A 23164-nucleotide genomic window follows, 5' to 3' on the forward strand; every position below is an offset into this window, starting at 1 on the left:
CTCTCAAACCTTTCAATCTGAAGCGATCAGCCGGTCTTTGCCGTCGACCTGGATCGCGCGCGGATGAGGCGCTCCCAGGACGGGTGGGGTTGACCTGTACGTTGTCCCCAATCTTCGCATTTCTATCAGCTTAACCTCGATCATGCGGAACACGTCTACGCGAAGACGCGCCCAGATATACCCAGCGCGGCCCCCACGCCATGCTCCCTGAGCAAAATAGTGATGCAGGAACAGCAGTTGATAACGAAACGGTATGTTGCGAAGGTGCTTCTTGAGCAACATACGCCGCTGCATCGATGACCCAAACAACTTTGGCTTATCAGCGAGTGCGAGCTTCTCGTAGAAGCTCGTCGCCTCCGCCGTCGTGTAATTGTTCTGCTTTTGGTACCAATGATGAAGGTTTGGGCTGTCATGATGCTCCAACTCACCATCCGCAGTCTCTACCTTGCCCTCTATGATCGCATGTTCGTTGACGACCACATCGGAGAACCGACATCTTCCGGTCCTCCAGACTCGAGCGACTTTCTGACGTGCGGGCAGCTTCCGTCCAAGAAAATGCAGCCTTCTATTCAGGGTTAAGCCCTGCACCTTTCCGCCTTCAATTCTCGAAGCGATCGAACTCTTCAGTTCATCGGTGAGCCGCTCATCGGGATCAAGTTTCATGGTCCACGGCGACGTTATGGGTAGTGCCCTGACAGCGAAGTTCCATTGATCGCCAAAGTTTCGGAAACGGCGTTGCACAACGTTCACTCCTCGCGACACGGCGATCTCGACTGTGGCATCCGAACTGAAGCTATCGACCAGAAACACCTCCGACGCAAAGCCCTCAAGATTATCGAGAACGGCACTCATGTGATGTGCTTCGTTCAAAGAGATCATCACCACCGCAATCGGCACCGCACCGGGGCGCCACTGCACGATTTCTTTTGGATTATCTGCGGCAGCTTCCGTCATGACAGACGAACCCATTCCGGGGCTGCGCCACCAGTCCTCAACCATCCGTATGTCTGATGCATCTTCTGTGCGATGCCGCTCCAGCCGAATTCCCTTACCATCCAGTTGCGCCCGTTTGATCCCATTTCAGCAAGCTCCTCCCGAGGTCGAACCATTGCATCGCGCAGTGCGCCCTCCAACCCCTCCGCCGAAGTGTCGACCCACCACCCTGCTCTTTCCGACGCAAGCCCGGACCAAGGCGCGCCGCGTGTGACAATGGCAGGACATCCGCCGGCCAGCGCCTCGGCGACCGAGATCGCGAAGTTTTCTGACAAGCTCGGCAGCACGTAAAGGTCAGCAGCCGCATACTCATCCCATTTCTCGTCGGACGAGACCGGCCCGGCAAAACTGATGCGTGGCGTCGCCAAGCGCTGTACCAGCGCCTGCAATGTCGATTGATAGCTGTCCTCGTCAGGCCCGACAAGTTTCAGCTCCCAATCCGGAAAGGTCCCGGCGACCCGACTCCAGGCCGAAATCAGCGTGTCCAGCCCCTTGATGGGATGGATTCGGCCGAGATAAAGGAGCCGGCGAGGTGACCCGCCGCGCGACCGTGACGCCCTGGGCCAAAATTCGGGAACATCGACACCGTTGGGCACGACCGCGACGGGGGCACGAAATCCGAACGTCCTGATGTCCTGGTATTCGGCTTCGCTGGTTGCATGAAAGGCTGCGGCACCGGAGATCGAGCGCTTCTGCAACAGACTCCAGAACAGCCTTTTCTTCCACTTGGAATGTGACAGCGCATGCGGATTGAGGGTCCCACGGGGAGACACGACGAGGGGCACACCGGCCGCACGCGCGGCGCGCGCCGCATAGATGGGGGGCATACCCCACAGGTTGTTGTTGTGAACGACATCCATTCCACGAGCGATCACCGGCAGTTCGGACGCCATTCGACGGGAGACGGCGAGCGTCGAGCCGAATGCCGTTTGTGGGAAAAGGTAGTGCTTGAAGCGCACTTCCTTGCGATCTCGATCGCCGCCGAGGCTGGCAAGCGCCACATCATCGCCGCGTTGGCTCAGTGCAGCACAAAGCGCGGGGACCGAATAAGACGGACCGCTCGCCTCAGCGGAAATGTGTGGGACGACATGCAGTGATCTCATCGCGCGCCTTATCTAGATCGGGGCGGTTTTTCCAAAGGTTTCTTAATTGCTAATAGAGCTTCGTGCCGGGTGAAGTTTCGTACGAAATGGCGCCCGGCGGCCCGCAATAGGCTCAAACGGGTCTAACGGTGGAGGTTCTTCGGCCACCGATTGTCTACATGCCCGCTAGGTTCAAAGACCTGACTATCCAACAGTTCACGTGTCGCACGCAATCCCGGTAAGCCGCGCGTCTGCAGACCCGGCCAATTCTGCGCTGGATTGAGCACCGGTTGTGCAACTGCCAGCGCGGCAATCTCGCTACGCGCGCGGGCCATGTTATAGTCGGCCTGGATCTTCTCATTTAAGGAGCGGGGAAGTGCGGAGGCGAACCGCATGGCGACCTGCTTCAAGCCTAGCCGCTGCACTGCAGTCACCCCGGCCTGGCGCAAACCGCTCACCGACAGATGGCTTGTCTGGCGCATGGGAGTTACGCTTATCGGAGCGGCCTCTTGGAGTGGACTGCCAATCCGAGCCGCCTCGAACTCATAGATTTCCCGCCAAGTCCACTGCGGCTCATTGACCAGATCGTAGAGCCCCGGCTCTCCGGCTCGCCCTTCAGCGATTGCGCAGAGAGCGTCCGCGATTGTCGCAGTGTAGACAAGGTTTGAACGACGATCGGCTTCTATGAAACTTACCGGTCCAGCCGCGATCTCGGCGCGGATCCCGCCAGTTATCGTCTGGAAAACCCCGGCGACATGCCCCAGCCGCAGCACATATGCACGCCGTCCATTCTTCTTCGCCAGAGCGAGGATCTGCTGTTCATTGCGCAGTTTCACGTTACCATATAGGGACCGATGCTTGCGTCCCGACGTGTCCTGAACGCCAAGCACCGCCAAAGTGGAGAAGAATACGACCACCGCGCCGGGGGGCGAACAGGCTATCGTGTTATCGATGATGGCGGCGCTCTCCTCGATCATCGCAGAGGGTGTACCCACCGGAAGCGCAAAATTAGCGACGACGTCAGCACCTTGCTGCAGGCGGCGCGCTTGCGCGGGGTCATCGATGCTTCCGTGAAGAACCGCCACGCCATTGTATCGCAGCACTGCCGATCCGCTCGGTGATCGCACGACCGGCACCACTTCGATCGCTCGCTGGTTCGCGAGTTGAAGTGTGACCTCGTTGCCGACCTGGCCATTCGCTCCCAAAATTACGATGCGCTTCGTCATTGATTACCTCTGGAGCAATTCGTCCATCAATTCGGACACCCCCAAGCAGGATGCGGCCGAGAGAAGCGATTCCTTCTCTTGGCCCGCGCACTCGATGAAGTTCAACCACTCAAGGTAGAATGCCTGAGTCGCTGTCAAGGCAGCACCCGTACCTGACACGGATAATGCGCCAATCTTGTTACCCTGCCCATCGCTGAGATCGATGCTTTCCGACGGGCGAATCGGGCAACTCAAGCTCGCGTTTTCAAAGTTCAATCGGAAGAGATTGCTCTGCTGCTCGAGCCAGCTCACCCTCCAGGTGACGTCACAGCTTTCAGCGAATGGGCTTTCCAGATCGTCCAGCCGGAACCTGGCGGAAGCGTGTCGATCCGTCCCGCCATCCCATTCGATGCTCCGGACGGTCAGCTCATATCGGCTGGCGCCGGTGATCCACAGAATCGAATCCAGAGAATGGCAGCCGAGATTCTTGACCAGACCCCCGCCGTCCATGGTCGAGGCATCAATATAACCTTGAACGCCCGCACGCGTGAGCCGGCCACCTTCCTGAACGTTGATGCCGCGCAACTCTCCGAAAATCCCGGATCGCACGATATTCCTCAAACAGATCATTGTGGCATAGAACCGGCGCTGATAACCACAGGCCAATCGCCAAACGGGAAAATTCGCCAACAGCCGCTTATGTTCAGCACCATCCAGCGCGAACGGCTTTTCCGCCATTATTGCGCTGCGGCCTAGCTGAAACTTGTCAAAATACGCTGGGCGCGCCGGCAGAGGAATCGCGAGCAGCACGAAATCCGGAATCGGAATCGATTTCCCGATCTGGTCCAGTGCGATCGACTTCAAGCGGTTCGCATCGGCCGTCGCAGCAGCGCGCCCTGCATTTGCATCCGAAATCCAGGCGATCTCAACGTTCTGCATCGCGCGCAGGACGGGGATATGCATGGAGTTGGCTATGCTGCCGGCCCCGACTACGCCAACGGTGGATTGAGCGCCCGAGACCACTGTTCTGCCAGTGTCTAGTCTCAAGACTTGAATGCCCGCAGCATCGGATTGATCCATTTTCTATTGGCTTCCCTGCGGATTGCTGGGGTGAGGGCCAAGCCCCAGAACGAAGCGGCGCAACCTATAGCAACGAGCACAAAGGCTGTGAAGATAGCCAGGGTTGATTGTGGCTCGATCACACGAATGCTCGCTAAGGTAATGACAGCTCCAATCACGGCTGACATAATTGTCAAAAGTACCTGCCTCAGATGAAACATGAAGCCTGCATCCGGGAGCAGTCTTGCTCCAGCGTAGTAGGCAATCGGCACATATCCGATCAGTTCGGCTAGCGAAAGCGCTAAGAACATGTCGAGTGTCGGCGATCTGGTCGGCGCGATTCCTACTATCATCAGTGTAAGCGCCAATTGCAGCATGCGCCCTGCTGCCGGCAAATACGCCTTGTTGGTGCACGCGAGCACGTTGTGCATTACGACCGAAGCGGAGGCCAACAACATGGGTGCGGCTGCGACCAGCATGTACTTGAAATTGAAGATCGAAGCGTCATTAGTCCATGCGATCATCAATTCCCGCCCGCCCGCTAGAAGTATGCCGACTGCGAGTCCGCTCATGACCGAAAACGCGTTGCAGGCCAGACGCAGAGTATTGATGGCAGCCGGGATGTCGTTTGCTGCGATCGACCGCGCACACTCTTGACCCACAATGGTGCCCAACGATTGCAGGAGACTTCGCGGCAATCCTGATAAGGTGCGCTGAAGCACGAATGCCGAAATCACGCCGGCAGTTGCCACACGTGAGTTCAGGACCAGTACAGGCAAATAAGCCAGCGTGTTCAGAGGCACTGTTTGAGCACCGATTGCCGCAGATACCGCGAGCGACTGCCTGAACTCGCTTCCCGTAGGAATTGCGAAGACAATCGACCTCGATCCAAATCGTCGATAAGCGTCGACCCTGACTGCCACGACATGGATGAGGAGTGCGGTCATCGTCGCGGAAAGTGCTGCTAGGACGATACCGCCGCCGGCCATCACCACAATCGCAGTGACAAGCACACGCATCAAGTCCCCGCACATCATCAGTGAGATGTACCGGCTGTATTGTCGATAAGCGCGATAGACCGCACCCGACGGCGCTGAGGTTACGCGTAACCCAGACTGCAAACCCAGCAAAATCGCACCCCATGTGATTTCAGATCGCAGTACCTTGGTCTCTTCGGGGAGAGTCCAGAACAGCAGCAGCGTCGCCGCACCCAGCGCCATGAGGATGCCGGAAATCAACGACGTGACGTTCGCGATCGCGATCGTTCGATCGGCGGCCCTGTCCTGCCCGGTTTCGACGTCCCGAACCAGCTTGTTGGCCATGTAGAGCGAGAACCCAAGCTCCAGAAGGGTGGACATGCCGGCGATCGACGCAGCGATTGTCCAAGCTTCGAAGTTCTCCGCCCCCCAGACACGGTATAGGATCGCGGTCAGCACTAGGCGGTCGAACATGCTGACTGCTATAGCCAGCACTTGCAGTGCTTGTTCCCCCATGACCCGATTGAGTTGAGACATCGTTCTTGTCTGCGTCACATTCGAAAATCTGTGCACATGCTGGCACCGAAGACTGAAACGATGTGCAATCAACCGTTGCTGGTGTGCTCGTGCGCGTTTGCCCCAGCACCGGGTTCGAAGGTGTTGCTCCCTCCAAAGCTGCCACGACTGCATGGAAGCCAAGCTAAGATCGGTTCTCGCACCAGAGCGTAGTTCGACTGGAAAAAACGCTCCAACTCACTGTGCCAAGCATCGAAAACTTCCACAGACCTCGTATCAACGCGAACGACGCGGTATGGCAGGCCGTCGACAAGATCGAAGACATCGCGCAAGAACGAGCGCGCAAATACCCAGCGTTGATTATACTCAAACTGAATTACGTCAATCGCGCCCTTTTCCAGCAGCGCCTTCGCGCCAGCAAGCACGTTGGCGTCATGGCCTTCGGTATCACATTTAGCGAGATGGATATGACCGATACCTTTCTCAAAGGCGAAATCCGAGAGCGAGCGTGTGGGAACGTCGACCCATCCCCCTGGCGGCACTGCACCTTCACGTCCGTCAAAGTGGATCGTGTTCGTGCCGCCTGTGCTCGACATCACCGCCATACGAGCGGTCCCGGGCCCACTCGAAACCGCTATGCGATTGAGCGAAAGGTGGCCCTTGTCAGTACTCGCGGCAATGCGCTTCGATAGGATGTCGGCTGTCGACGGGACCGGTTCGAAAAGTTCAACACACCAATTGCCCATCCGTCGTCGTTCGGCAGGCAGACCGTCGGTCAGATTGAAAGTCCACTCGCCGTGATTTGCGCCTATATCGATGACCTGAAGGGGCACATTCACAGGCACCGCGCCCACCACGGAGCGCTGGAGCCAGGCTTCACCATTCGACAGCATATCGCCGGACTTCTGCTCGCCTCGCGCATGCATGTAAAGACGCCGACCAAGGCGCCATGCTAGGCCGCGAAACCGCGGCACATTGCGAACGAGATCCATCCACGTGTTCTCCATGAGAGCTCGCGATAGCACGCGGCTTGATTAGTGCCTGCGCTATCAAACTGCAATAAACAAGCACCATCGTTCAGCGATGAGGCATCGAACTACACGTACGCACTTTAAATGAGGTGCATTCGCGAGGATCAGCCGCGGGGCATCCTCGATGCCACCGGTATTGAATGACAAGAAACACCAATTAGCTTTTGCCCGAGGAAATTTTGCCGGACAACCTCGATTTTGATCAGCGATGGCGGTAATGAGCGCGGGCTTCCCTTGCGCCATGACGGCCTCTGGACTCGCTTTGATACTACGATCAACGATCTTCACCGCCTGATTCAACGCGCGCCAAACCCTGTCAGCATGGTTCGGACGGTACGAAACACAATCAGCACGTCGAGCCAAGGGGAGAAATTCTTGATGTAGTAAAAGTCGTAGTGAAGTTTTTCCAGAACATCGTCCACGGCCGCAACGTGGCCCTGATTGACTTGCGCCCACCCCGTAATGCCGGGCCTAACGATGTGGCGGTATCGATAGAATGGCAGCTCGGCCTCGTACCACTTGGAGAGCACGAGTGCTTCCGGGCGCGGTCCGATCCAGCTCATCTCGCCGCGCAGGATGTTGAAGGCCTGCGGCAATTCATCAATTCTGGATTTTCTCAAGAACTGCCCAACGCGCGTAATGCGCGCATCGCCAGCCTTTGTGATGGCCTCTTCCTTGTCATCGCCAACCGGCGCGCCGAGTTTCATCGTTCGAAATTTGTAAACTTCGTAAATCTTTCCTCTGTACCCCATTCTTTTTTGCCTGAATAAGGCCGGACCAGCTGAGTCAAATTTTATCGCTGCCGCAACGAACAAGAGCAACGGCGAAAAAGCTACGAGAATAAGCAGCGCCGCGGTCCAGTCAACTGCTTGTTTAACCTTTAAATAAGCCTGGTTTGGATTCAACGATCCTAAGGTATTTTCGGAAAGATGCTCTATTTCTACTCGACCTGTAAGCGACTCACTGATCTGTTTGACATGATAGACCGGCGTTCCCGAGAGCGCGCGATCGGCAATATACCGCTCCCATTCATCCGAAAGATCGGAACGAAGATCGGCAACGACACCGCTTGCATGTTCGACAATCGTCTTGGGCGAATGAATCCGGTGCCAACTAACGCCTGGTATGGTTTGCAGCCTATCGACATCTCCACCGGGGATTACTGCCAACCGGTACGGGTCGAGCCGTCGCGTGGCCAAGCTCAGACCAAAATACCACAATGTCGACTGAAAGAGAGACGCCGCAGCCTGGAAGCGGCTATAGTCGAACCTGAAAAAGAAGATGGCCATGAATACGAGGCCGTAACTCAGGGCGAAGGTGGGCAGGATGTAACCAGCCGCCGCCACACCCGGAAAATTGCCGATGCGCTTGTAAAGCAGGTAACCCGACGTGTGAGCGATGAAGGCAGCAAAGATCGTAGCTTGCATATTCGTTGACCAGATTACTTGTTGATCGAACGACATGCGGACCATCGCGGGGAGCAGAATCGCGAACGTCAATCCGCCAAGCAACTGAAAGCGCATCCGAAGCAGAAGATGCCTCTGGTTGGGCAGGTTGATAGTGGAGGTGTTCAAATTGCCGCTCGCAAACCGGGTCCCACGAAAACCTGACGTTCACTTAACAAGATGCCGCTCTCGGCCAACGCTCGAATAGGCTATGCCTTCCTTCACGACATCCTCACCTCGGTAAACGTTTCGAAGATCAACCATCACTGGCATTGCCATGAGTGCACGGAGCCGTTTGAGATCCAATGACCGAAAGGCATTCCACTCGGTGACGATCACTATCGCATGGGAGCCGTCGGCTACCGCGTAGGCGCTGTCCCCGAATTCAATGCCCTCGATCAACTTGCGCGCCTGCTCCATGCCAACCGGATCATACGCCTTGATCGAAGCGCCCGCATCCTTCAGCGCCTGAATGATGGCTAATGAGGGGGCGTCGCGCATATCGTCGGTGTTTGGCTTGAACGTAAGGCCGAGGACACCAATGGTCTTGCCGCGAACCGAGCCCCCGCAGGCATCGACCACTTTGCGCGCCATCGCCCGTTTACGCTGGTCGTTTATCGAGACCGTCGTTTCAATAAGCCGGATGGGGCTTGCCGCGTCCTGCGCGGTCTTGACTAGCGCCAGCGTATCTTTCGGGAAACAGGAGCCGCCGTAGCCCGGCCCCGCGTGAAGAAACTTTGCGCCGATGCGATTGTCCATGCCGATGCCCCGCGCGACGTCCTGCACATCGGCTCCCAACCGCTCGCAGAGATCGGCAATTTCGTTGATGAAGGTGATCTTCATCGCCAGAAATGCATTCCCTGCATATTTGGTAAGCTCCGCCGTACGTCGGCTCGTATAGAAAATCGGCGCGGCATTCAGCGAGAGCGGACGGTAGACCTCGCCCATCACTGCCTTTGCCCCTGTGGCGTCGGTCCCGACGATGATGCGGTCAGGTCGCTTGAAATCGTCGATCGCCGATCCCTCGCGAAGAAATTCCGGATTGGAGACCACCGCAAAATCGGCCGCTGGATTCTGCTCGCGGATAATTCGCTCGACCTCGTCACCAGTACCAACAGGCACCGTTGATTTCGTCACAACGACCGTAAATCCCTTCAGCGCCCGGCCTACTTCGGCCGCCGCGTCATAAACAAATGATAGATCGGCAAAACCGTCGCCACGTCGCGACGGCGTGCCCACGGCGATGAAGACGACATCCGATTGAGAAACCGCGTCCGCCAGATTGTCGTCGAAACGCAAGCGACCTTGCAAAGCGTTGGTCGTGACGAGTTCCTCGAGCCCTGGCTCATAGATTGGTATCTTGCCGCCCTTGAGCATGGCAAGCTTTTCTGGATCGCGATCAATGCAGCAGACCTGATGGCCAAAGTCGGCGAAACAGGCGCCCGAGACAAGCCCAACATAGCCGGCACCAATCATTGTTATTCGCATGCCACGTACTCCCAATCAGCGCCGATGAGACGATCTCGCAGAGAGCGCAAGTCTTACCAACCGACGGCGCCGCACTCCAGGGTGAATCCCGAGAGCGGATACCACAACAATATACATCACGGCGCCGCCTTGATGGTGGCGCTACGCGATCGCGACGAGTTCCCTTGAATCCATGTCGACAGGGATCTCGCCATTCATGATGGCAACCAAAACCCGATCGAGCCGGTCAAGGCGACCGATCATCTCCGCGAAAGGACCTGAAAGAATCCGAACCGATGCGCCCGCAGCGAGGCCTCCGCTGAAATCAAGCAAGCCGTCCCTGCCGGTCAGGGCAATGAACCGCTCCACCAGCCCCGAGGGGACCGGCAATGGCCGCTCGCCCTGCATGACGAGGGAGCGCACACCGAACGTTCCATTGACCGAGCGCCACCGCTGCAGCGCGACATCGAGGGCGATGAACATGTAACCTGGAAAATAGGCCGCCGGTCGCGTCTCGATGCGCCGGGCATGACGAATGGTCTTCTCGCAGCGAGGAATAAACGGGTGAAACCCCTGTAACCGGAGGTGCCGTTCGGCGACGTCTTCTTTTCCCGGAAATACGCTGGCGGCATACCAGCGCGCTGCGGCGCCGACCGCGGGCCGCTGCAACGCTACAGTCGCCTTAACAGTTGTTTTTTCCGGGCTGGTCACGCGTCCCCTCTCGGCGGTTTTCGGCATGGTTGACGGCAAGGGTTACGACGGCGCGAAGATACCAGCAAGCAACCATCTCGCGAGAATCAAGCTTGGTCGAAAAAATCCTGTTAATTGTCCACTACTTTAGCTACAGCTAAAGTCATCGCGCCGCTTTCTTTTTCAGCTATCCAGCAGCGGTATCGAGCAATTGTGTCGATATGTAGCTGCCTGGTTACGCTGACTCGCGACGAACCGCCGGCTCTTCTGGTCCTTAATCGGTCGATTTGAACATTGTGTGACGATTATCGTTAGCAAAGTGTTACCGACCGCTTGGCGGTGGCCTGCTTCGATGAGAACTCGCGGCAGGCCGTCGCTGAACGGGACCACGATCACGTCCTGTGGTTGCGTGGACTCGATCAGTGCTGCGCCCGATCTATCGACCAGGGTTCAGGAACGTTTGAGCAGCGACCAGACGGCTGGCACAAGGCTCGCCGCCAGGCCGACCTTGATCAGGTCGCCGACGATGAAGGGCACGACGCCGAACTGCCATGACTTTTCCGGGCCGATGAGCAGCGCGAGCCAGGCAAAGCCCATCGCCATCATGACGATTTCGGCAACCAGAATCGCGTTGAAGAGCTTGACCGGATGGCGATCCCAGCCGCGATCGGCGGCCCAGCCGACGATCGCCGCCATGACGACGAAGCCGGCAAGATAGCCGCCGGTCGAGCCGAGCATGTAGGCAATGCCGATGCCCTTTTCCGGCGTGCCCTGGAAGACCGGCAAGCCCATGGCGCCCTCCGCCATGTAGAGAAGCAGCGTGGCGACGCCGAGGCGCATGCCGAATGCAGCTGATATCAGGAACACGGCCAAGGTCTGCATCGAGATGTCGACCGGTCCGAGCAAGACCCTGGTCTTGGCCGACAAGGTCAGCAGCAGCGTTCCACCGATCGCCAGCAAAAGCTGCGTCGCCAGGCGGGCCGCGCCCTTTTCAGGCAGAGCGAGAGAAACAAGCGGCGTCGTTGCAATTGCCATGGTCTTCCTCATTGCGGACTGCCGCAGATCGCGGCCTTGCGTTTTCCTATATTGGCTTCCGTGCTATGCGGCAATCGGTTTTGCCGACATCGGTTTTGCCGCCTCTGGAACAGGGCTGAACTGCCATGGCGCTGAAATTCGACACCGACTTCGATCCGGCCTACGGCCAGGGCGTGACCGTTGCGCCCGACGTGGTTCGGATCACCGCGGAAAATCCCAGCCCGTTCACATTCTACGGCACCAACAGCTACATCGTCGGGCGCGAGACGCTGGCGGTGATCGATCCGGGGCCGGATGACGACGCGCATCTCAAGACACTGCTCGAGGTGATCGCAGACAGGCCGGTCAGCCACATTTTCGTCAGCCACACGCATCGCGACCATTCTCCGCTGGCAGCGCGGCTGAAGCAGCACACCGGTGCAATTGTCCTGGCCGAGGGTCGGCATCGGCCGGCGAGGCCGCTACGCACGGGCGAAATCAATCCGCTCGACGCCAGCGCCGACACCGCCTTCAATCCGGATACCGCGCTTCCCGACGACACGATAGTCGACGGCGACGGTTGGGTGATCAGAACGGTGCTGACGCCGGGCCATGCCGCCAATCATGCAGCCTTTGCGCTGGAAGGAACCGGTATCCTGTTCTCGGCCGATCACGTCATGGCTTGGGCGACCTCCATCGTCGCGCCGCCGGACGGCGCCATGGCCGACTATATGGCCTCGCTGGATCGGCTGATCGAGCGCGACGACCGCCTGCTGCTGCCCGGCCATGGCGGGCCGGTGACAGCGCCGCGCAGTTTCATGCGCGAGTTGAAGACGCATCGCAGGATGCGCGAGCAAGCGATCCTGGAGCGGAACAGAAGCGGCGACCGGACGATAAAGGAGATGGTCCGGGCGATCTACAGGGATACCGACCCGCGCCTGCACGGTGCGGCCGGGCTGTCGGTGCTTGCCCATCTCGAGGACCTGGTGGCCCGCGGCCTGGTGAGCACCGACGGCGACCCGGCGATCGACGGCATTTTCGCGCCGGTCGCGTAGGGGCTACTCGGCCAGGGCCGTGCCGACCTGGCCAGCGACTTCTGATCCAGTTCGGCAAGTCCCACGATGCGGGCCGAATTGTCGCCAAGGTTGTAGGTTCATTCCCTGAGAGCTTATAAGCAAGATTTGTAGGTCGAACCTGCCTGCGCCGGCTGTCCGCACAAGATGCCATTCTCGGCAAGTTTGGCGGCCAAATCCGCGCCATCGGACGTGAGGCATTGCACAACGATGGCATCACCAAGCTTTGAGGCGATATTGCCGTCGCAAGGCGTCCCCTTGCCGACCGGCTTGCAGGTCAGGGCGAGCCCTTGGTAGTCCCGGCGCGCCGCGTCCGTTACCATGGCGCGCATGGATCGCGGCTTGGTAAACGCCACGCCGCACAACACGATCTTGCGGCCGGCGACGCGAAGATCATCGACTGCCTGGATGGTCAGCTTGCCGTCAAACGGCTCAAGTGCCGCTTGCGGCTTTGGCGGACGAACAGGCGTCCCTTTTTTCACGACAATGGCAAGGAAGCCAACCGCAAACGCCAGGGCAAGGAGTGCCAATAAGCTTAGTTTCTTGAACGACAAAAATCCTCACTCCCGGCCAAGCACGTGTCTCTATTACCTCTGGCGGAGACGTCCGGACGACTCACCGCCGTCCTGGTCGCATCCATTTCAATCGAAGAAACCTCTATTCCGTCAACTTCTCTATCGAGCTTCGCCGACGGTGCTGTCGAGATATTGGGTCAGCGCGCAAACCAGATGATAAAAAATGCTTGTCGGTACATCGGTCGCCAGCGAGCGGCCGCGCTCGTCGATCCGGTCTATCCACAGGCCGAGCGGTGCCGGATTGATGTGCCAACGGAAGAGGCGGCCCACACGCGCTTCGATTTCGGGCTTGAGATCGGGGCCGCCTGAACCATCCAGTGCAATCGCCGCCTTGATCGCTTCGGCCTGCGGCCAACTGCGCGAGACAAGGTCGAGTGGCAGGCCTTGCCGCGAGACGGCGCCATAGGCAAGGCCGGTTGCGCGATTGAGGCCATTGGCGATGGCCGAGGCATAGAGCTTTCTGGCAAAGCCGGTCAGGTCACTTTGGCCGCTGCGCCCGGTGAAGTCGACCAGCAGCGAGGCCCATTCGAAATGGTGGCCGGGTTCCGTCCATGTACCTTTCTCGCCATCCGCCGGCCTCCACTCGGCATCGAAATATTCGCCCAGCGTCCAGCTTTCCGGATCGAAGAAATGGCTGCGAAACAGATCGACGATGCGCGCGGCGCGACGAAGATAGGCGAGCTCGCCGGTCGCCTGATGCCAGGCCAGGAAAGCCTCGAGCAGATGCATGTGCGGGTTGGAGCGGCGTCCGCCCTCGCCGCTCGACGTTTCGAGAAAGCCGGTCATGCGGTGATCCTCGAGATGCGCGTCGAGGAACGAAAATGTTTCTTCGGCAAGCCGCAACGCATCAGGGTTGCCGACCATATGGGCATGCGCCAGCGCCAGCAGCACGCAGGAATGATCATAGGCATCCTCGGCTGCGTCGGCGACCGTGCCGTCGACATTGAGCGTGCGCACCCAGCCGCCATTGTCGGTGCGGCCGTTCCTGGCCATGAATTCGAGGCCGTGGCCGATCAACCGGTCGGCGGGCCCGTCCCAGCCGCGCGCCCTGGCGACAGCGAAGGCGTAGACCTGCCTGGCCATGGTGCGCATGCGCTTGGGCTTCTTCAACGGTGTGGCGTCAAAGCCGAGCGCCTCGTGGAAACCGCCATGGCGCTCATCGACCCCGACCGTCGACCACAGCGGCACCGTCTCTTCAAACAGCCAGTGATGAACACGCCGCCGCCAGGCGCCGCTTTCGATGACGCGGTCACCGGCGGGCGTGAACCTGGTTTCCAGCCGGCCGCTCTTTTCGAGCTGCTCGACGATCTTCTTGACGTTCTGGCTGCGGCTGACCGGGGCGACGAAGGTGGCATCGGCGGTCGAGACGATGGCAATGTCCCTCAAGCCGATGGCAGAGAGCAGGCGACTGTCGCTGCGGATGTAGGAGTTCTCGCAGTCGATGGCGACGACATCGCCGACGATGACATTGCCGTCATTGTCGGAGGGACCGACATCGAGCAGCGACTGCCAGGAGCCAAGATCGTTCCAGCGGAAGCCGGCCGGCACCATGGCAATGTGGCTGGCGCGCTCCATGATCGCATAGTCGATCGACGTCGAGGGAATCGCGGCGTAGAGCTCCAGAGGCATATAGAGACCGGAAAGATCCGATGTCGCTGCATGGTAGGCAATCTCAGTGGCCTTCCAGATCTCAGGCTCAAAAGCCGTGAAGGCGTCGCGCATGGCGCTGGCGCGAAACAGGAAGATGCCAGTGTTCCAGTAGAAGTTGCCGGCCGCCAGGTAATTCTGTGCGGTCGCGAGGTCCGGTTTTTCGACGAAACGCGAGACATCGCAGATGCCATCGGTCTCGCCGGCGATCTCGATATAGCCATAACCGGTTTCGGGGTGGCCGGGCTTGATGCCGAACACCACCAGCCGGCCGGCACGCGCCGCGCCGGCGCCATTTTCCACGCTCTGCCAGAATTGCCGAGCCGTCGTGATCTCATGATCGGATGGCACCACCAGCACCAGGCTGTCGCCAAATTCGGAGAGGGTGCGCAGCGTCGCCAGGGCGACTGCGGCGGCGGTGTTGCGTCCGGTCGGCTCGAACAAGGGGCCGCCGCCGGAAAGGTCGATGCCGGCGAGATCGGCGTGAACGCGGTCGGCGTGCCGCTCCGATGCAATCAGGAAAATCGGCGTTTCGCCCTTCGGCCGCGCCGTCAGCCGGCGCAACGTCTTGACCAGCATCGAGCCATCGCCGGAAAAATCATGGAACTGCTTGGGATTGTCCTCGCGCGACAGCGGCCACAGCCGTGAGCCAATACCGCCACTCATTACAAAACTGACGATCCGCTCGGTCATTGGGCTCTCGCGCTCAAAAGGTCTGGGGTGCCAACTTCAGTGCCGCGCAGCACCGCATCGACGCTTTCGAAGCTCTGCCAGCGTTAGTCCCCAATACAAGCTCCTGTTTGTCCGATGACGCCAGCTTAATTACCTGAGGCGCGCCGTTTTCCGCAACGATTCCCACACTGTTAACCGCGGTCAATGGGCGAAGCTTTTTAAAACGTTCAATCTCAACAATGCAAGGAGTGCTGCCGCGTATCTGGCCGGCGGTCAACGGAGTGCTCGAACCAACAGTGACGAAGCGTCCTCGCCCCTTGGCGATTCGCCTTCTCTTTCTCTGGCGCCCGCCGCTCGCGACCGAACGCAATCGTGCTGGAAGCTGCGGTAAACGAACGGGCGGATGCCACAGTGACGTTCCACCTACGCGAGGTTTCAAAGTGGCCGAGCGGCTAGCCGTAATGCGGACCGGAAGCGCCTTAAATCCGCGCCCGGCGGTTCCGGGCAAACTCCCAAAGGAAACACCGCACCTGACCACCACGATCAAAGTTAAACACCAACGGCAACTATGTTTCGACCATCAAGATCAAGGGTGTCGAGGCGGGCACTGTCGGCCCCGGCACGATGGTCGAGAAGTCTTTCGGCCTTCCGCACAACAACGGCGGCCCTTCCGTGTTCGAAGTCTTCGAGCGGCTCGGCCACGGGCGAGGAGATCGGGGCGGCGAAAGGCTGCCACCTGATTAACCTCACATGGGGAGCCGCCGCGCCGAAGGGTGCGGCGGGCTTTTTTTGATTTACGGGGACCGTCATGCCATTCGTCTGGGCATAGGCACCAGGTGCTCGACACCTAGGTTGCTTGACTTTGTTCTCTAGTCGGGAAGCGGGCATGGCTCGGTGTCAGAGTTCTCCGCAGCCAACGTCTCGTTGGTTCCTCGTAAAACCGGAACACTGCGATGGAGAGCCCCAGAACGACCGGAAAGAAGATCAATCGCGCTGCCATGCCGTCTCCGAGGAGCATGCGTATGAAGCCATGGACGGGAATGTGAAGCAGATAAAGGGCGTAGCTTGCTCCTCCCAGATGCACCAGCCAGCGGCGGCAAAGGAGCCTCGACAAGAGTGAGTCTGGAGGCATCACAGCGGTCAATGCGATGATCGGGCCAAATAATATGGACAGAACTGGAGGCACCCAGGACGAAGTTGAACATGCCGACACCGCGATAACGCCTAAAGTGCAGGCAGCAAGCCAAGCCTGAGATGGTTTCAGGCAACTCCGCATGTAAAACATTCCAAATACGGCGCCATAAGCAAACTCGGGAAAGCGCAGTATTGGTACAGGCACCATTGCAAAAATTGGATAGACGACGAATCGTTCATTGGTCAACGCGGGTAACTTGAAGCCTACGATTATAGCGGCAATTGATATTAACAGGGCCACCAGTGTTCGAATGGAACATCTAGCCAACGCGGATAATAAAAATGGGAACGCTAAGTAGAAGAACATCTCAGCCGAAAGCGTCCAGGCCGGCCCGTTCCAGTTATGAACAAATATCCCGTCATTGTAGTGTAGTGGGATCCACGCCTGCAGAAGAAGTAATTGCGGGATGTCCAAGTACCCCAAACTACTAACGGTAGGTATGAAAACGAATATGCATAAAAAATACACCGGGTAAATACGTGAGAAACGAGCGATAAAAAACTGTGATATCTCACGTCCACTGAACGAGTTATTATAGTAGACAACGGTCAATATGAAGCCAGAAAGTGTAAAGAAAAATGATACGGCAGTCCCACCATTTAGAAGTATATTTTTAAATGCAGAGGGGATTGCTTCGATTGATCGGATGTAAGATGAGCCTACATGGAGCAATACGACTGCCGTTGCAGCGAAGAATCGCAGACTTGTGAGGGGTTTGATCTGTTGTTCGTTTCCCAGCATTGCGATTCCTTCGAGCCTAGTCTCCATCGCCCTTTCTTACAGGGTTTCAGTGCAAAGGCAAAAGAACCCAGCCGCCATAATATGAAAACCTGATAGCCAGTTGTGCCGAAAGCTGCGGCTCTCATTTTCGGGTTTTGGCCGGGACGCGGCCGCACCATTCAACCTCCTCGGTGTCAAGCGTGAGCATGGCAGGGCGGCATTCGCCTATTTGGCCGATCCGAGAACGGGCAAGTATCGTGGCTCGGCCTTCATCACCGTGGGCCACGACATCAAAGACAGGCAGTGGAAACGTGTCCGGGAAAACGCCGGACCACCGCCCAAAGAATTGAAGAAAAAAACTGCGACCCAATGGGTAAAGCCGGGAGTAGTGACGCTGCGCGTAGAGCACCTCCGGGGTGAGCACGGCCATAGAGCTTAATAACAGCTTCCTCGCTCGGCAGCACGCCGGCAGGACATGTCTCCTCGATGGCCCAGGCGCTGGATCACATCAGGCAGACCTGCCTCCTCACGGCCTGGAGACGAAGCCTGCCAGTGGCGGCAGTAGCCTGCACGGCTCACGTCCGCGAGCCGGCACATCCGCTCGATCCCGATCCCGTCTTGCAGCCGGACGCCATCATAGCTTGAATGGCTGTGTAGACGCCGTCCCGCCAGGCGCGCCGCTCTGCTGGCGTTCTTCCTTAGCGTGCTGCAAGGCTTGCTGAAAAAATGGAGATCGACGGTCTCCTGTGCGACCGTTGCAGATCGGCGATGCGAGCCAATGGCTTCGACAGCTCGTCCGACGTATCCGACGGCGCAGGCACTGCAGGATCGTTTACTACCAGCCGCACCACTTCGACGCGTTGCCTTGCGCGAGACGCCCTTCACACGGAGGACCATTCTACGCCTCCCCTCCCCGCCTTCCCGCAGACCCTTCGGGCGGGAGGGCGAGCTTCGGTCCGCCACGAACTGTCTGGCAATCTCGCTCGACCGGTCGTAGCGTGACTGTCGAAGTTGGCGTCGGCTCGACGGCAGGAGTTATGGTGCCCAGGGGAACTTGAGCTCTATCGGCTCCTCCCAAAGGTCGCGCGTTTCTATGAAACCCCACGGCCGAAATTTCCCACACATTTCTTCGGACTTGCTCTTGTGCGATTTGATAACATCTCTGTCCCTTTCGATAGCCTTCTTGAGGCGTCTCACCACCGCAGGCCTGGTTTCCTCCGCAAGCGCTTGCTCCGATACGGCAAGTCTGTTTTTGAAGACTTGGAGCATTTGGCGAGAATCGTCTCGGAATTCCTCATAAAAGGCTATCGAATTGTCCTTCTCTTCCTTAGTCAACGGACCCACAATCCAGGCCTCCCCATTCCGCTGATTTCGCAGGTCGAGGATAATTTGATCCGGATGCGGAATGATTTCAGGCAGCCCAGTTATGCCCAGCCGAGCGCGCCGCTCGAGCTCTTTCTCCGCGCGAATCTTGTAGTCCATCAGTGCTGAAATGTTTTCCCGTTCGATGCGTGCCCGTTCCCTTTCAGCGGTGAATAGAATCTCCGTGAACTGGCGCTGAGAGCGCGGATCGCCCTTCATCGCATTGATGCCGATGGAGCGCACCACGGCCTGGGCGACTGGTGTCTTGATAGAGCGTTCGCCGTCGTTGATCTTGATGACGCGTTGAGCCTCGCTCAAGACGAGCGAAATGAGATCGCTGTCCTTGATCTTGTTTTTGGAGCCACGCGGGCGACCGGCAGGATTGCCGGAACGGCCGGGCCTGAACTTTCTCTCGGCAGGCGGCTTTCCATAGCCGACCTCATAATTCCGCTCCGGCTTGTCCGAAGGCGGTTCACTACCTCCACTGCGTGATTTACTCATTGTGCTGCCTCCTGGAATTTCGAAGTGATGCCTTCAACGATGCGGTTCGCTTCGTCCCTGGCGTACGTCTCCCAGCGTCGGATGATGCGATCGCAATAGATCGGGTCGAGTTCACACAGGAAGCCACGACGCCTTGTTTTTTCTGCAGCGATGAGGGTTGAGCCTGAGCCACCGAAGATATCGAGGATGATGTCGCCGTGGGCAGAGCAATCCTTGATGGCGTCGGCGATCATCTGAACCGGTTTGACCCTCGGATGGAGAGAAAGCTCGCCCATTCGGCCAGCCTTCGAGGTGTTGACGCTCTTGTACTGCCAAACGTTGGTGCGGCGGTGCCCATGCTGGCCAACTTCGAAGGTGTTGATATGTGGTGCCTCGCCATTCTTGAATGCGAAGATCAGTTCGTGGCGGGAGCGGTAGAATGTGCCCGTCCCACCATTGTCCTTTGCCCAGACGATCAGATCCTTCAGGTCGGAATAGACACCGTCGCCGGCCTTGAGCATTTCGCCCATATGGCGCCAGTCCATGCAGATGAAATGTATGGAGCCGTCACACGAGTGACGCACGAGATTGCGAAACGAGGCGGCCAGGAAATCGGTGTACTCGGAAGAGGTCATCTCGTCCGAGCCGATGGCGAACTCGCGGTGCCTGGTTACTCCCGAGCCGCCGACGTGCCCCTGGATCTCCACTTTGTAGGGCGGATTTGAAAATACCATCCTTGCGATTTCGTCATCCATCACCGTGGCGACAACCTCGGCGTCGAGTGCGTTGCCGCAGATCAGGCGGTGACGGCCAAGCTGCCAGACATCGCCGGGATTGCATCGCGGCGAGCCTTCTTCGAGTGGCGGCAAAGCATCGTATTTTGGGTTGCCTTCCTCCTCCGGAACTAGCCCTTCGACGTGATGGTGGATCTCGGCGATCGAGAAACCCGTGATCTCGGCGCTGAAGTCGAGATCGACCTCGACATCGAGCAATGCCTGCAGTTCTTCAGCAAGCAGGCTTTCGTCCCAGCCCGCATTGAGTGCCAGCTTGTTGTCCGCCAGCACGAAGGCCCGCTTCTGTTGCGGGGTCATCGTATCCAGCCGCACGCAGGGAACCCGGTCCATGCCGAGCAGGCTGGCCGCCTCGACCCGGCCATGGCCGGCCAGAATGGTGCCTTCCTGATCGAGAAGGACCGGGTTGGCGAAACCGAATGTCTTGATGCTTTCGGCAATCTGTTTGACCTGCTTGCGCGAGTGAGTTCGGGCGTTGCGCGCATAACGCTTCAGAGTGGAGACCTGGCGATATTCGATCTGCAGATCCTCGTTGTCGCCCCGGCCGCTAGCGGGCGACTTTTGCCTAGCACGATCCTGACCCGATTTGGACATACTATTTTTGTTCGCCATCCGTAATCCTTTTGTTCATGTCTGCGGTAAATCCTCAGCAGGAACTGATCGCCTGCACAACGTGTTGGTCACTACCAACGCGAAGCGCGGACAGCGCGCAACGCGGGGGCAACTGACTTAAAAACTGTAGTGATTCGTTCTCCCGCGTCTACGTCATCGTATTTTCTGTTCAGCGACTTGGGCACGCACGTGGTGGATAGTTTGGATGAGCGGGACCAGGCTAATTTCGCTTGACAGCCGGTCAAGCTGATTCGAGCCGAGATGCCAGTTCGTCCGCTTCGCGGCGTAGAGGCTTCCACAGTTCTTCACAAAATCCATCAAGGGCAATTTCGTCGCCATCTGATGCAGCGCGGCAAGCCGCACGATGCTCGAAGAAATGACAAAGTCACAAGTCCCGAGCGCCTCCACGCATGGAGCGCGGCCGTCCATGACATCTCTGGCAATCCTTGGTGCCACTTGGCAAGCTCGTTAAAACCGCCAGTCTCATTGTAGCCAAACTAGTTATCGCTCTGCCCTACCACCAGCTACAGTCAGCATGTCGACAAGTGAGGCAGCATGCAATATTGGCGGTCCCAGCTACGCCGATGCCAACTTGACAGCCTCGTCCCAAATGCCCATCAGACATGTCAAAGCTTGCGGCGAACGCAGCAGCGAACAGATGGCCAGGCCCGAACGAATGACAACGATCTGCCAGCAGAGCGCCGGGTCCCAAGGGCGTGGTTGGATCTCTGCAACGGAGCTCTAGTCATGCAGGGAATTGAAGAACTGCTTTGTGCTACCCTACGTCGCGAAAATCCGCCTTGGCCGGAATACGGCGACAATAAGTTCGTGGACCGTTTCATCGAGCGAAGTGCTTATCACGGGGTACAGGCGTTACTTGATCACTATATTGCAGATCACGTTGATCTGAGTTGGCCGGACGTTATCGTGGCTACTTGTCGTCAGCAGGCCACCGCTCAAGCAATGTGGGAGATGCGCCACCAGTACATGCTGAATCAAGTACTGGACCGGCTCGTGGCTATTGGCATCCATCCAATTCTGTTCAAAGGCACGGCCCTAGCCTACGATGTCTATCCGGCGCCTTTCCTGCGTACAAGAGGTGACACGGACCTGCTCGTGCCGTCGGACACGCGAGATCGGGTAGCCAAAGCCTTAGAGACCCTGGGGTTTCGTGAACTGGGAATAAGAGCGGATGTCATTAGCGGTCAGACAAGCTATAGCTGGACCGACCCCGCCTCCAATCAGGAACACACCCTCGATTTGCATTGGCGGATCGCCAATTCCACAGTCCTGTCAAATCTGTTCTCGTATGAAGAATTGCGTTCCGAGGCCCGGCCACTGCCGAACCTAGGCGCGAATGCCCTCGCAGCTGATCCAGTGCACGCGCTCGTGCTCGCCTGCATGCATCGAGCGGTCCACAAACACACTTTGTATAACGTCGATGACGTCGCCCGTTATGGCGGCGATCGACTGATCTGGTTTTACGACATTCAGCTTCTGTTTTCGATGCTATCGCCGTCGCAACGCAAAGAATTTGTTGAACTTGCCGAGCGTAAAGGATTGCGGGCGACCTGCCTGGACGGCATCGAGGCGACCCGAGCCCGTTTTCATACCACTATACCCGAAGCCGTACCTGGCGCGCTTTCCCGTCCTGGACCGACAGAAACCGCGTCTGGCTATCTCAGCGGACCCAGGTGGTACCGAATATGGATGGACTTCCGGGCCGCGAGAGGCTTGCGAAACAGGTCCGGTTTCCTGACCGAACTCCTCTTCCCGCCGGCAGTCTATATGCGGCAAAAATATCGCCAAGCAAACCTATCGTGGCTGCCTTGGCTCTACGTACGTCGGGCCCTGGCCGGGTCTTTGAAGTATTTACGCAGCCGGGATAGTTGAGTCTCTCTGCGGGCGCGTGATTCCGAAATCGTAGGAAATTCTACCGCGGTTGAGGATGCAGCGTGCATCTTGGTGCTCACTCCAGCAGATCACCTCGATCGATCTCTTGTGGAACTATGAACAGATTGTCGAAAATTAGTGAGACAAACATGCTGCTGACATTAGCGGCACCTTATCGCCTGGCGTTGGCCGTCGGCCTGATATTGATGCTATGCGAAAGCGCAGCTTTGTTGGTTATGCCCTGGCTTGGTGGCAGGCTTGCTGAAACGTTCCTCCAGGAACGCGCAGGCAGCAGCACGATTGATATTCAGGTACTTTTTCTAGGTGCATTGGCGCTGTTCGCGGTTCAGGCTGTTTTGAAATTCAGCAACATATACCTGCTTGGCGGGACGACCACAAGAATACTGGCGGACTTGAAAATCCGAGTTTACGACCATCTTCAGGCCTTGCCGCTTGCTTTCTCCCACCGGCGGCGTCACGGCGATACGCTCGCGTTACTTACTCATGATGTGTATGTCGTCAGCGACTACATCAGCGTCACCGCACTTGCGGCCTTGCCGCTCTTCTTCACCGTCAGCGGCGCATTGGCTTTAATGTTCCGAATCGATTCTCTTCTCGCCATGTTCGCTGCAATCATTATTCCATTGCTCTATCTACTGCTTAAA

19 protein-coding genes are annotated in these 23164 nt (G+C 58.0%); 3 read left to right on the forward strand and 16 right to left on the reverse strand.

Going from position 1 to position 23164, the window contains the following annotated elements; genetic code table 11:
• Nucleotides 1–12: 12 nt before the first annotated feature.
• From BQ8794_RS24910 to BQ8794_RS24955, 10 genes are all read right to left on the reverse strand, one after another.
• Nucleotides 13–954 carry a glycosyltransferase family 2 protein gene (locus BQ8794_RS24910; protein ID WP_077381255.1) on the reverse strand — a complete coding sequence of 314 codons (942 nt, stop codon included), beginning with the start codon at nucleotides 952–954 and terminating at the stop codon, nucleotides 13–15.
• A complete protein-coding gene (locus BQ8794_RS24915; RefSeq protein WP_077381256.1) occupies nucleotides 951–2096 on the reverse strand; it encodes a glycosyltransferase in 1146 nt (381 codons plus the stop codon). The genes BQ8794_RS24910 and BQ8794_RS24915 overlap by 4 nt, the downstream gene beginning before the upstream one ends.
• A 122-nt stretch (nucleotides 2097–2218) precedes the next feature.
• Entirely contained in the window at nucleotides 2219–3301 is a 1083-nt protein-coding gene (locus BQ8794_RS24920) for an NAD-dependent epimerase/dehydratase family protein (protein ID WP_077381257.1), read from the reverse strand.
• 3 nt (nucleotides 3302–3304) lie between these two features.
• Complete coding sequence (locus BQ8794_RS24925; protein WP_077381258.1) at nucleotides 3305–4360, reverse strand: Gfo/Idh/MocA family protein; 1056 nt, start codon at nucleotides 4358–4360, stop codon at nucleotides 3305–3307.
• Nucleotides 4324–5853 carry a hypothetical protein gene (locus BQ8794_RS24930; protein WP_077381259.1) on the reverse strand — a complete coding sequence of 510 codons (1530 nt, stop codon included), beginning with the start codon at nucleotides 5851–5853 and terminating at the stop codon, nucleotides 4324–4326. Before BQ8794_RS24930 ends, BQ8794_RS24925 begins: the two co-directional genes overlap by 37 nt.
• Before the next feature lie 68 nt (nucleotides 5854–5921).
• Entirely contained in the window at nucleotides 5922–6824 is a 903-nt protein-coding gene (locus BQ8794_RS24935; protein WP_167378830.1) for an FkbM family methyltransferase, read from the reverse strand.
• A 335-nt stretch (nucleotides 6825–7159) separates the two neighbouring features.
• Nucleotides 7160–8437 carry a sugar transferase gene (locus tag BQ8794_RS24940; RefSeq protein WP_244555092.1) on the reverse strand — a complete coding sequence of 426 codons (1278 nt, stop codon included), beginning with the start codon at nucleotides 8435–8437 and terminating at the stop codon, nucleotides 7160–7162.
• Between the two features lie 39 nt (nucleotides 8438–8476).
• Entirely contained in the window at nucleotides 8477–9796 is a 1320-nt protein-coding gene (locus BQ8794_RS24945; protein WP_077381261.1) for a UDP-glucose dehydrogenase family protein, read from the reverse strand.
• A 141-nt stretch (nucleotides 9797–9937) separates the two neighbouring features.
• Nucleotides 9938–10486: a transcription termination/antitermination protein NusG gene (nusG, locus tag BQ8794_RS24950; RefSeq protein ID WP_167378831.1), complete on the reverse strand. Its 549-nt coding sequence runs from the start codon at nucleotides 10484–10486 to the stop codon at nucleotides 9938–9940.
• A 429-nt stretch (nucleotides 10487–10915) separates the two neighbouring features.
• On the reverse strand, nucleotides 10916–11500 hold the full coding sequence (locus tag BQ8794_RS24955; RefSeq protein WP_077381674.1) for a biotin transporter BioY: 585 nt from the start codon (nucleotides 11498–11500) through the stop codon (nucleotides 10916–10918).
• A gap of 125 nt (nucleotides 11501–11625) precedes the next feature.
• Between BQ8794_RS24955 and BQ8794_RS24960 the strand changes: the two genes are divergently transcribed.
• Nucleotides 11626–12534: an MBL fold metallo-hydrolase gene (locus BQ8794_RS24960; protein WP_077381263.1), complete on the forward strand. Its 909-nt coding sequence runs from the start codon at nucleotides 11626–11628 to the stop codon at nucleotides 12532–12534.
• A 113-nt stretch (nucleotides 12535–12647) separates the two neighbouring features.
• On the opposite strand, the gene BQ8794_RS24965 is transcribed toward BQ8794_RS24960, so the two are convergent.
• From BQ8794_RS24965 to BQ8794_RS24995, 6 genes are all read right to left on the reverse strand, one after another.
• A complete protein-coding gene (locus BQ8794_RS24965) occupies nucleotides 12648–13106 on the reverse strand; it encodes a hypothetical protein (RefSeq protein ID WP_143744678.1) in 459 nt (152 codons plus the stop codon).
• A gap of 120 nt (nucleotides 13107–13226) precedes the next feature.
• Nucleotides 13227–15467 carry an AGE family epimerase/isomerase gene (locus tag BQ8794_RS24970; protein ID WP_077381265.1) on the reverse strand — a complete coding sequence of 747 codons (2241 nt, stop codon included), beginning with the start codon at nucleotides 15465–15467 and terminating at the stop codon, nucleotides 13227–13229.
• Between the two features lie 826 nt (nucleotides 15468–16293).
• Entirely contained in the window at nucleotides 16294–17382 is a 1089-nt protein-coding gene (locus BQ8794_RS24980) for an acyltransferase family protein (RefSeq protein WP_167378832.1), read from the reverse strand.
• Between the two features lie 1014 nt (nucleotides 17383–18396).
• Nucleotides 18397–19224, reverse strand: coding sequence for a DUF5681 domain-containing protein (locus BQ8794_RS24985; RefSeq protein ID WP_077381268.1), 828 nt, complete (start codon nucleotides 19222–19224; stop codon nucleotides 18397–18399).
• On the reverse strand, nucleotides 19221–20588 hold the full coding sequence (locus tag BQ8794_RS24990; protein WP_174654535.1) for a site-specific DNA-methyltransferase: 1368 nt from the start codon (nucleotides 20586–20588) through the stop codon (nucleotides 19221–19223). The genes BQ8794_RS24985 and BQ8794_RS24990 overlap by 4 nt, the downstream gene beginning before the upstream one ends.
• Before the next feature lie 171 nt (nucleotides 20589–20759).
• On the reverse strand, nucleotides 20760–21035 hold the full coding sequence (locus BQ8794_RS24995; protein WP_077381270.1) for a hypothetical protein: 276 nt from the start codon (nucleotides 21033–21035) through the stop codon (nucleotides 20760–20762).
• A 318-nt stretch (nucleotides 21036–21353) separates the two neighbouring features.
• Between BQ8794_RS24995 and BQ8794_RS25000 the strand changes: the two genes are divergently transcribed.
• Nucleotides 21354–22499, forward strand: a complete 1146-nt coding sequence (locus BQ8794_RS25000) for a nucleotidyltransferase family protein (protein WP_167378833.1) — start codon at nucleotides 21354–21356, stop codon at nucleotides 22497–22499.
• Between the two features lie 149 nt (nucleotides 22500–22648).
• Nucleotides 22649–23164: ABC transporter transmembrane domain-containing protein (locus BQ8794_RS25005; protein ID WP_210189862.1), on the forward strand; the 516-nt coding region annotated here is incomplete at its 3' end.

It is taken from the genome of Mesorhizobium prunaredense (assembly GCF_900156895.1).
Classification (GTDB): domain Bacteria; phylum Pseudomonadota; class Alphaproteobacteria; order Rhizobiales; family Rhizobiaceae; genus Mesorhizobium; species Mesorhizobium prunaredense.

What these genes read in the sequence shown, in the direction of transcription:
- BQ8794_RS24910 (WP_077381255.1), bottom strand. Translation starts at nt 954, where the DNA reads ATGACGGAAGCTGCCGCAGATAATCCAAAAGAAATCGTGCAGTGGCGC.
- BQ8794_RS24915 (WP_077381256.1), bottom strand. Translation starts at nt 2,096, where the DNA reads ATGAGATCACTGCATGTCGTCCCACACATTTCCGCTGAGGCGAGCGGT.
- BQ8794_RS24920 (WP_077381257.1), bottom strand. Translation starts at nt 3,301, where the DNA reads ATGACGAAGCGCATCGTAATTTTGGGAGCGAATGGCCAGGTCGGCAAC.
- BQ8794_RS24925 (WP_077381258.1), bottom strand. Translation starts at nt 4,360, where the DNA reads ATGGATCAATCCGATGCTGCGGGCATTCAAGTCTTGAGACTAGACACT.
- BQ8794_RS24930 (WP_077381259.1), bottom strand. Translation starts at nt 5,853, where the DNA reads ATGTCTCAACTCAATCGGGTCATGGGGGAACAAGCACTGCAAGTGCTG.
- BQ8794_RS24935 (WP_167378830.1), bottom strand. Translation starts at nt 6,824, where the DNA reads ATGGATCTCGTTCGCAATGTGCCGCGGTTTCGCGGCCTAGCATGGCGC.
- BQ8794_RS24945 (WP_077381261.1), bottom strand. Translation starts at nt 9,796, where the DNA reads ATGCGAATAACAATGATTGGTGCCGGCTATGTTGGGCTTGTCTCGGGC.
- BQ8794_RS24955 (WP_077381674.1), bottom strand. Translation starts at nt 11,500, where the DNA reads ATGGCAATTGCAACGACGCCGCTTGTTTCTCTCGCTCTGCCTGAAAAG.
- BQ8794_RS24960 (WP_077381263.1), top strand. Translation starts at nt 11,626, where the DNA reads ATGGCGCTGAAATTCGACACCGACTTCGATCCGGCCTACGGCCAGGGC.
- BQ8794_RS24970 (WP_077381265.1), bottom strand. Translation starts at nt 15,467, where the DNA reads ATGACCGAGCGGATCGTCAGTTTTGTAATGAGTGGCGGTATTGGCTCA.
- BQ8794_RS24980 (WP_167378832.1), bottom strand. Translation starts at nt 17,382, where the DNA reads ATGCTGGGAAACGAACAACAGATCAAACCCCTCACAAGTCTGCGATTC.
- BQ8794_RS24985 (WP_077381268.1), bottom strand. Translation starts at nt 19,224, where the DNA reads ATGAGTAAATCACGCAGTGGAGGTAGTGAACCGCCTTCGGACAAGCCG.
- BQ8794_RS24990 (WP_174654535.1), bottom strand. Translation starts at nt 20,588, where the DNA reads ATGTCCAAATCGGGTCAGGATCGTGCTAGGCAAAAGTCGCCCGCTAGC.
- BQ8794_RS24995 (WP_077381270.1), bottom strand. Translation starts at nt 21,035, where the DNA reads ATGGACGGCCGCGCTCCATGCGTGGAGGCGCTCGGGACTTGTGACTTT.
- BQ8794_RS25000 (WP_167378833.1), top strand. Translation starts at nt 21,354, where the DNA reads ATGCAGGGAATTGAAGAACTGCTTTGTGCTACCCTACGTCGCGAAAAT.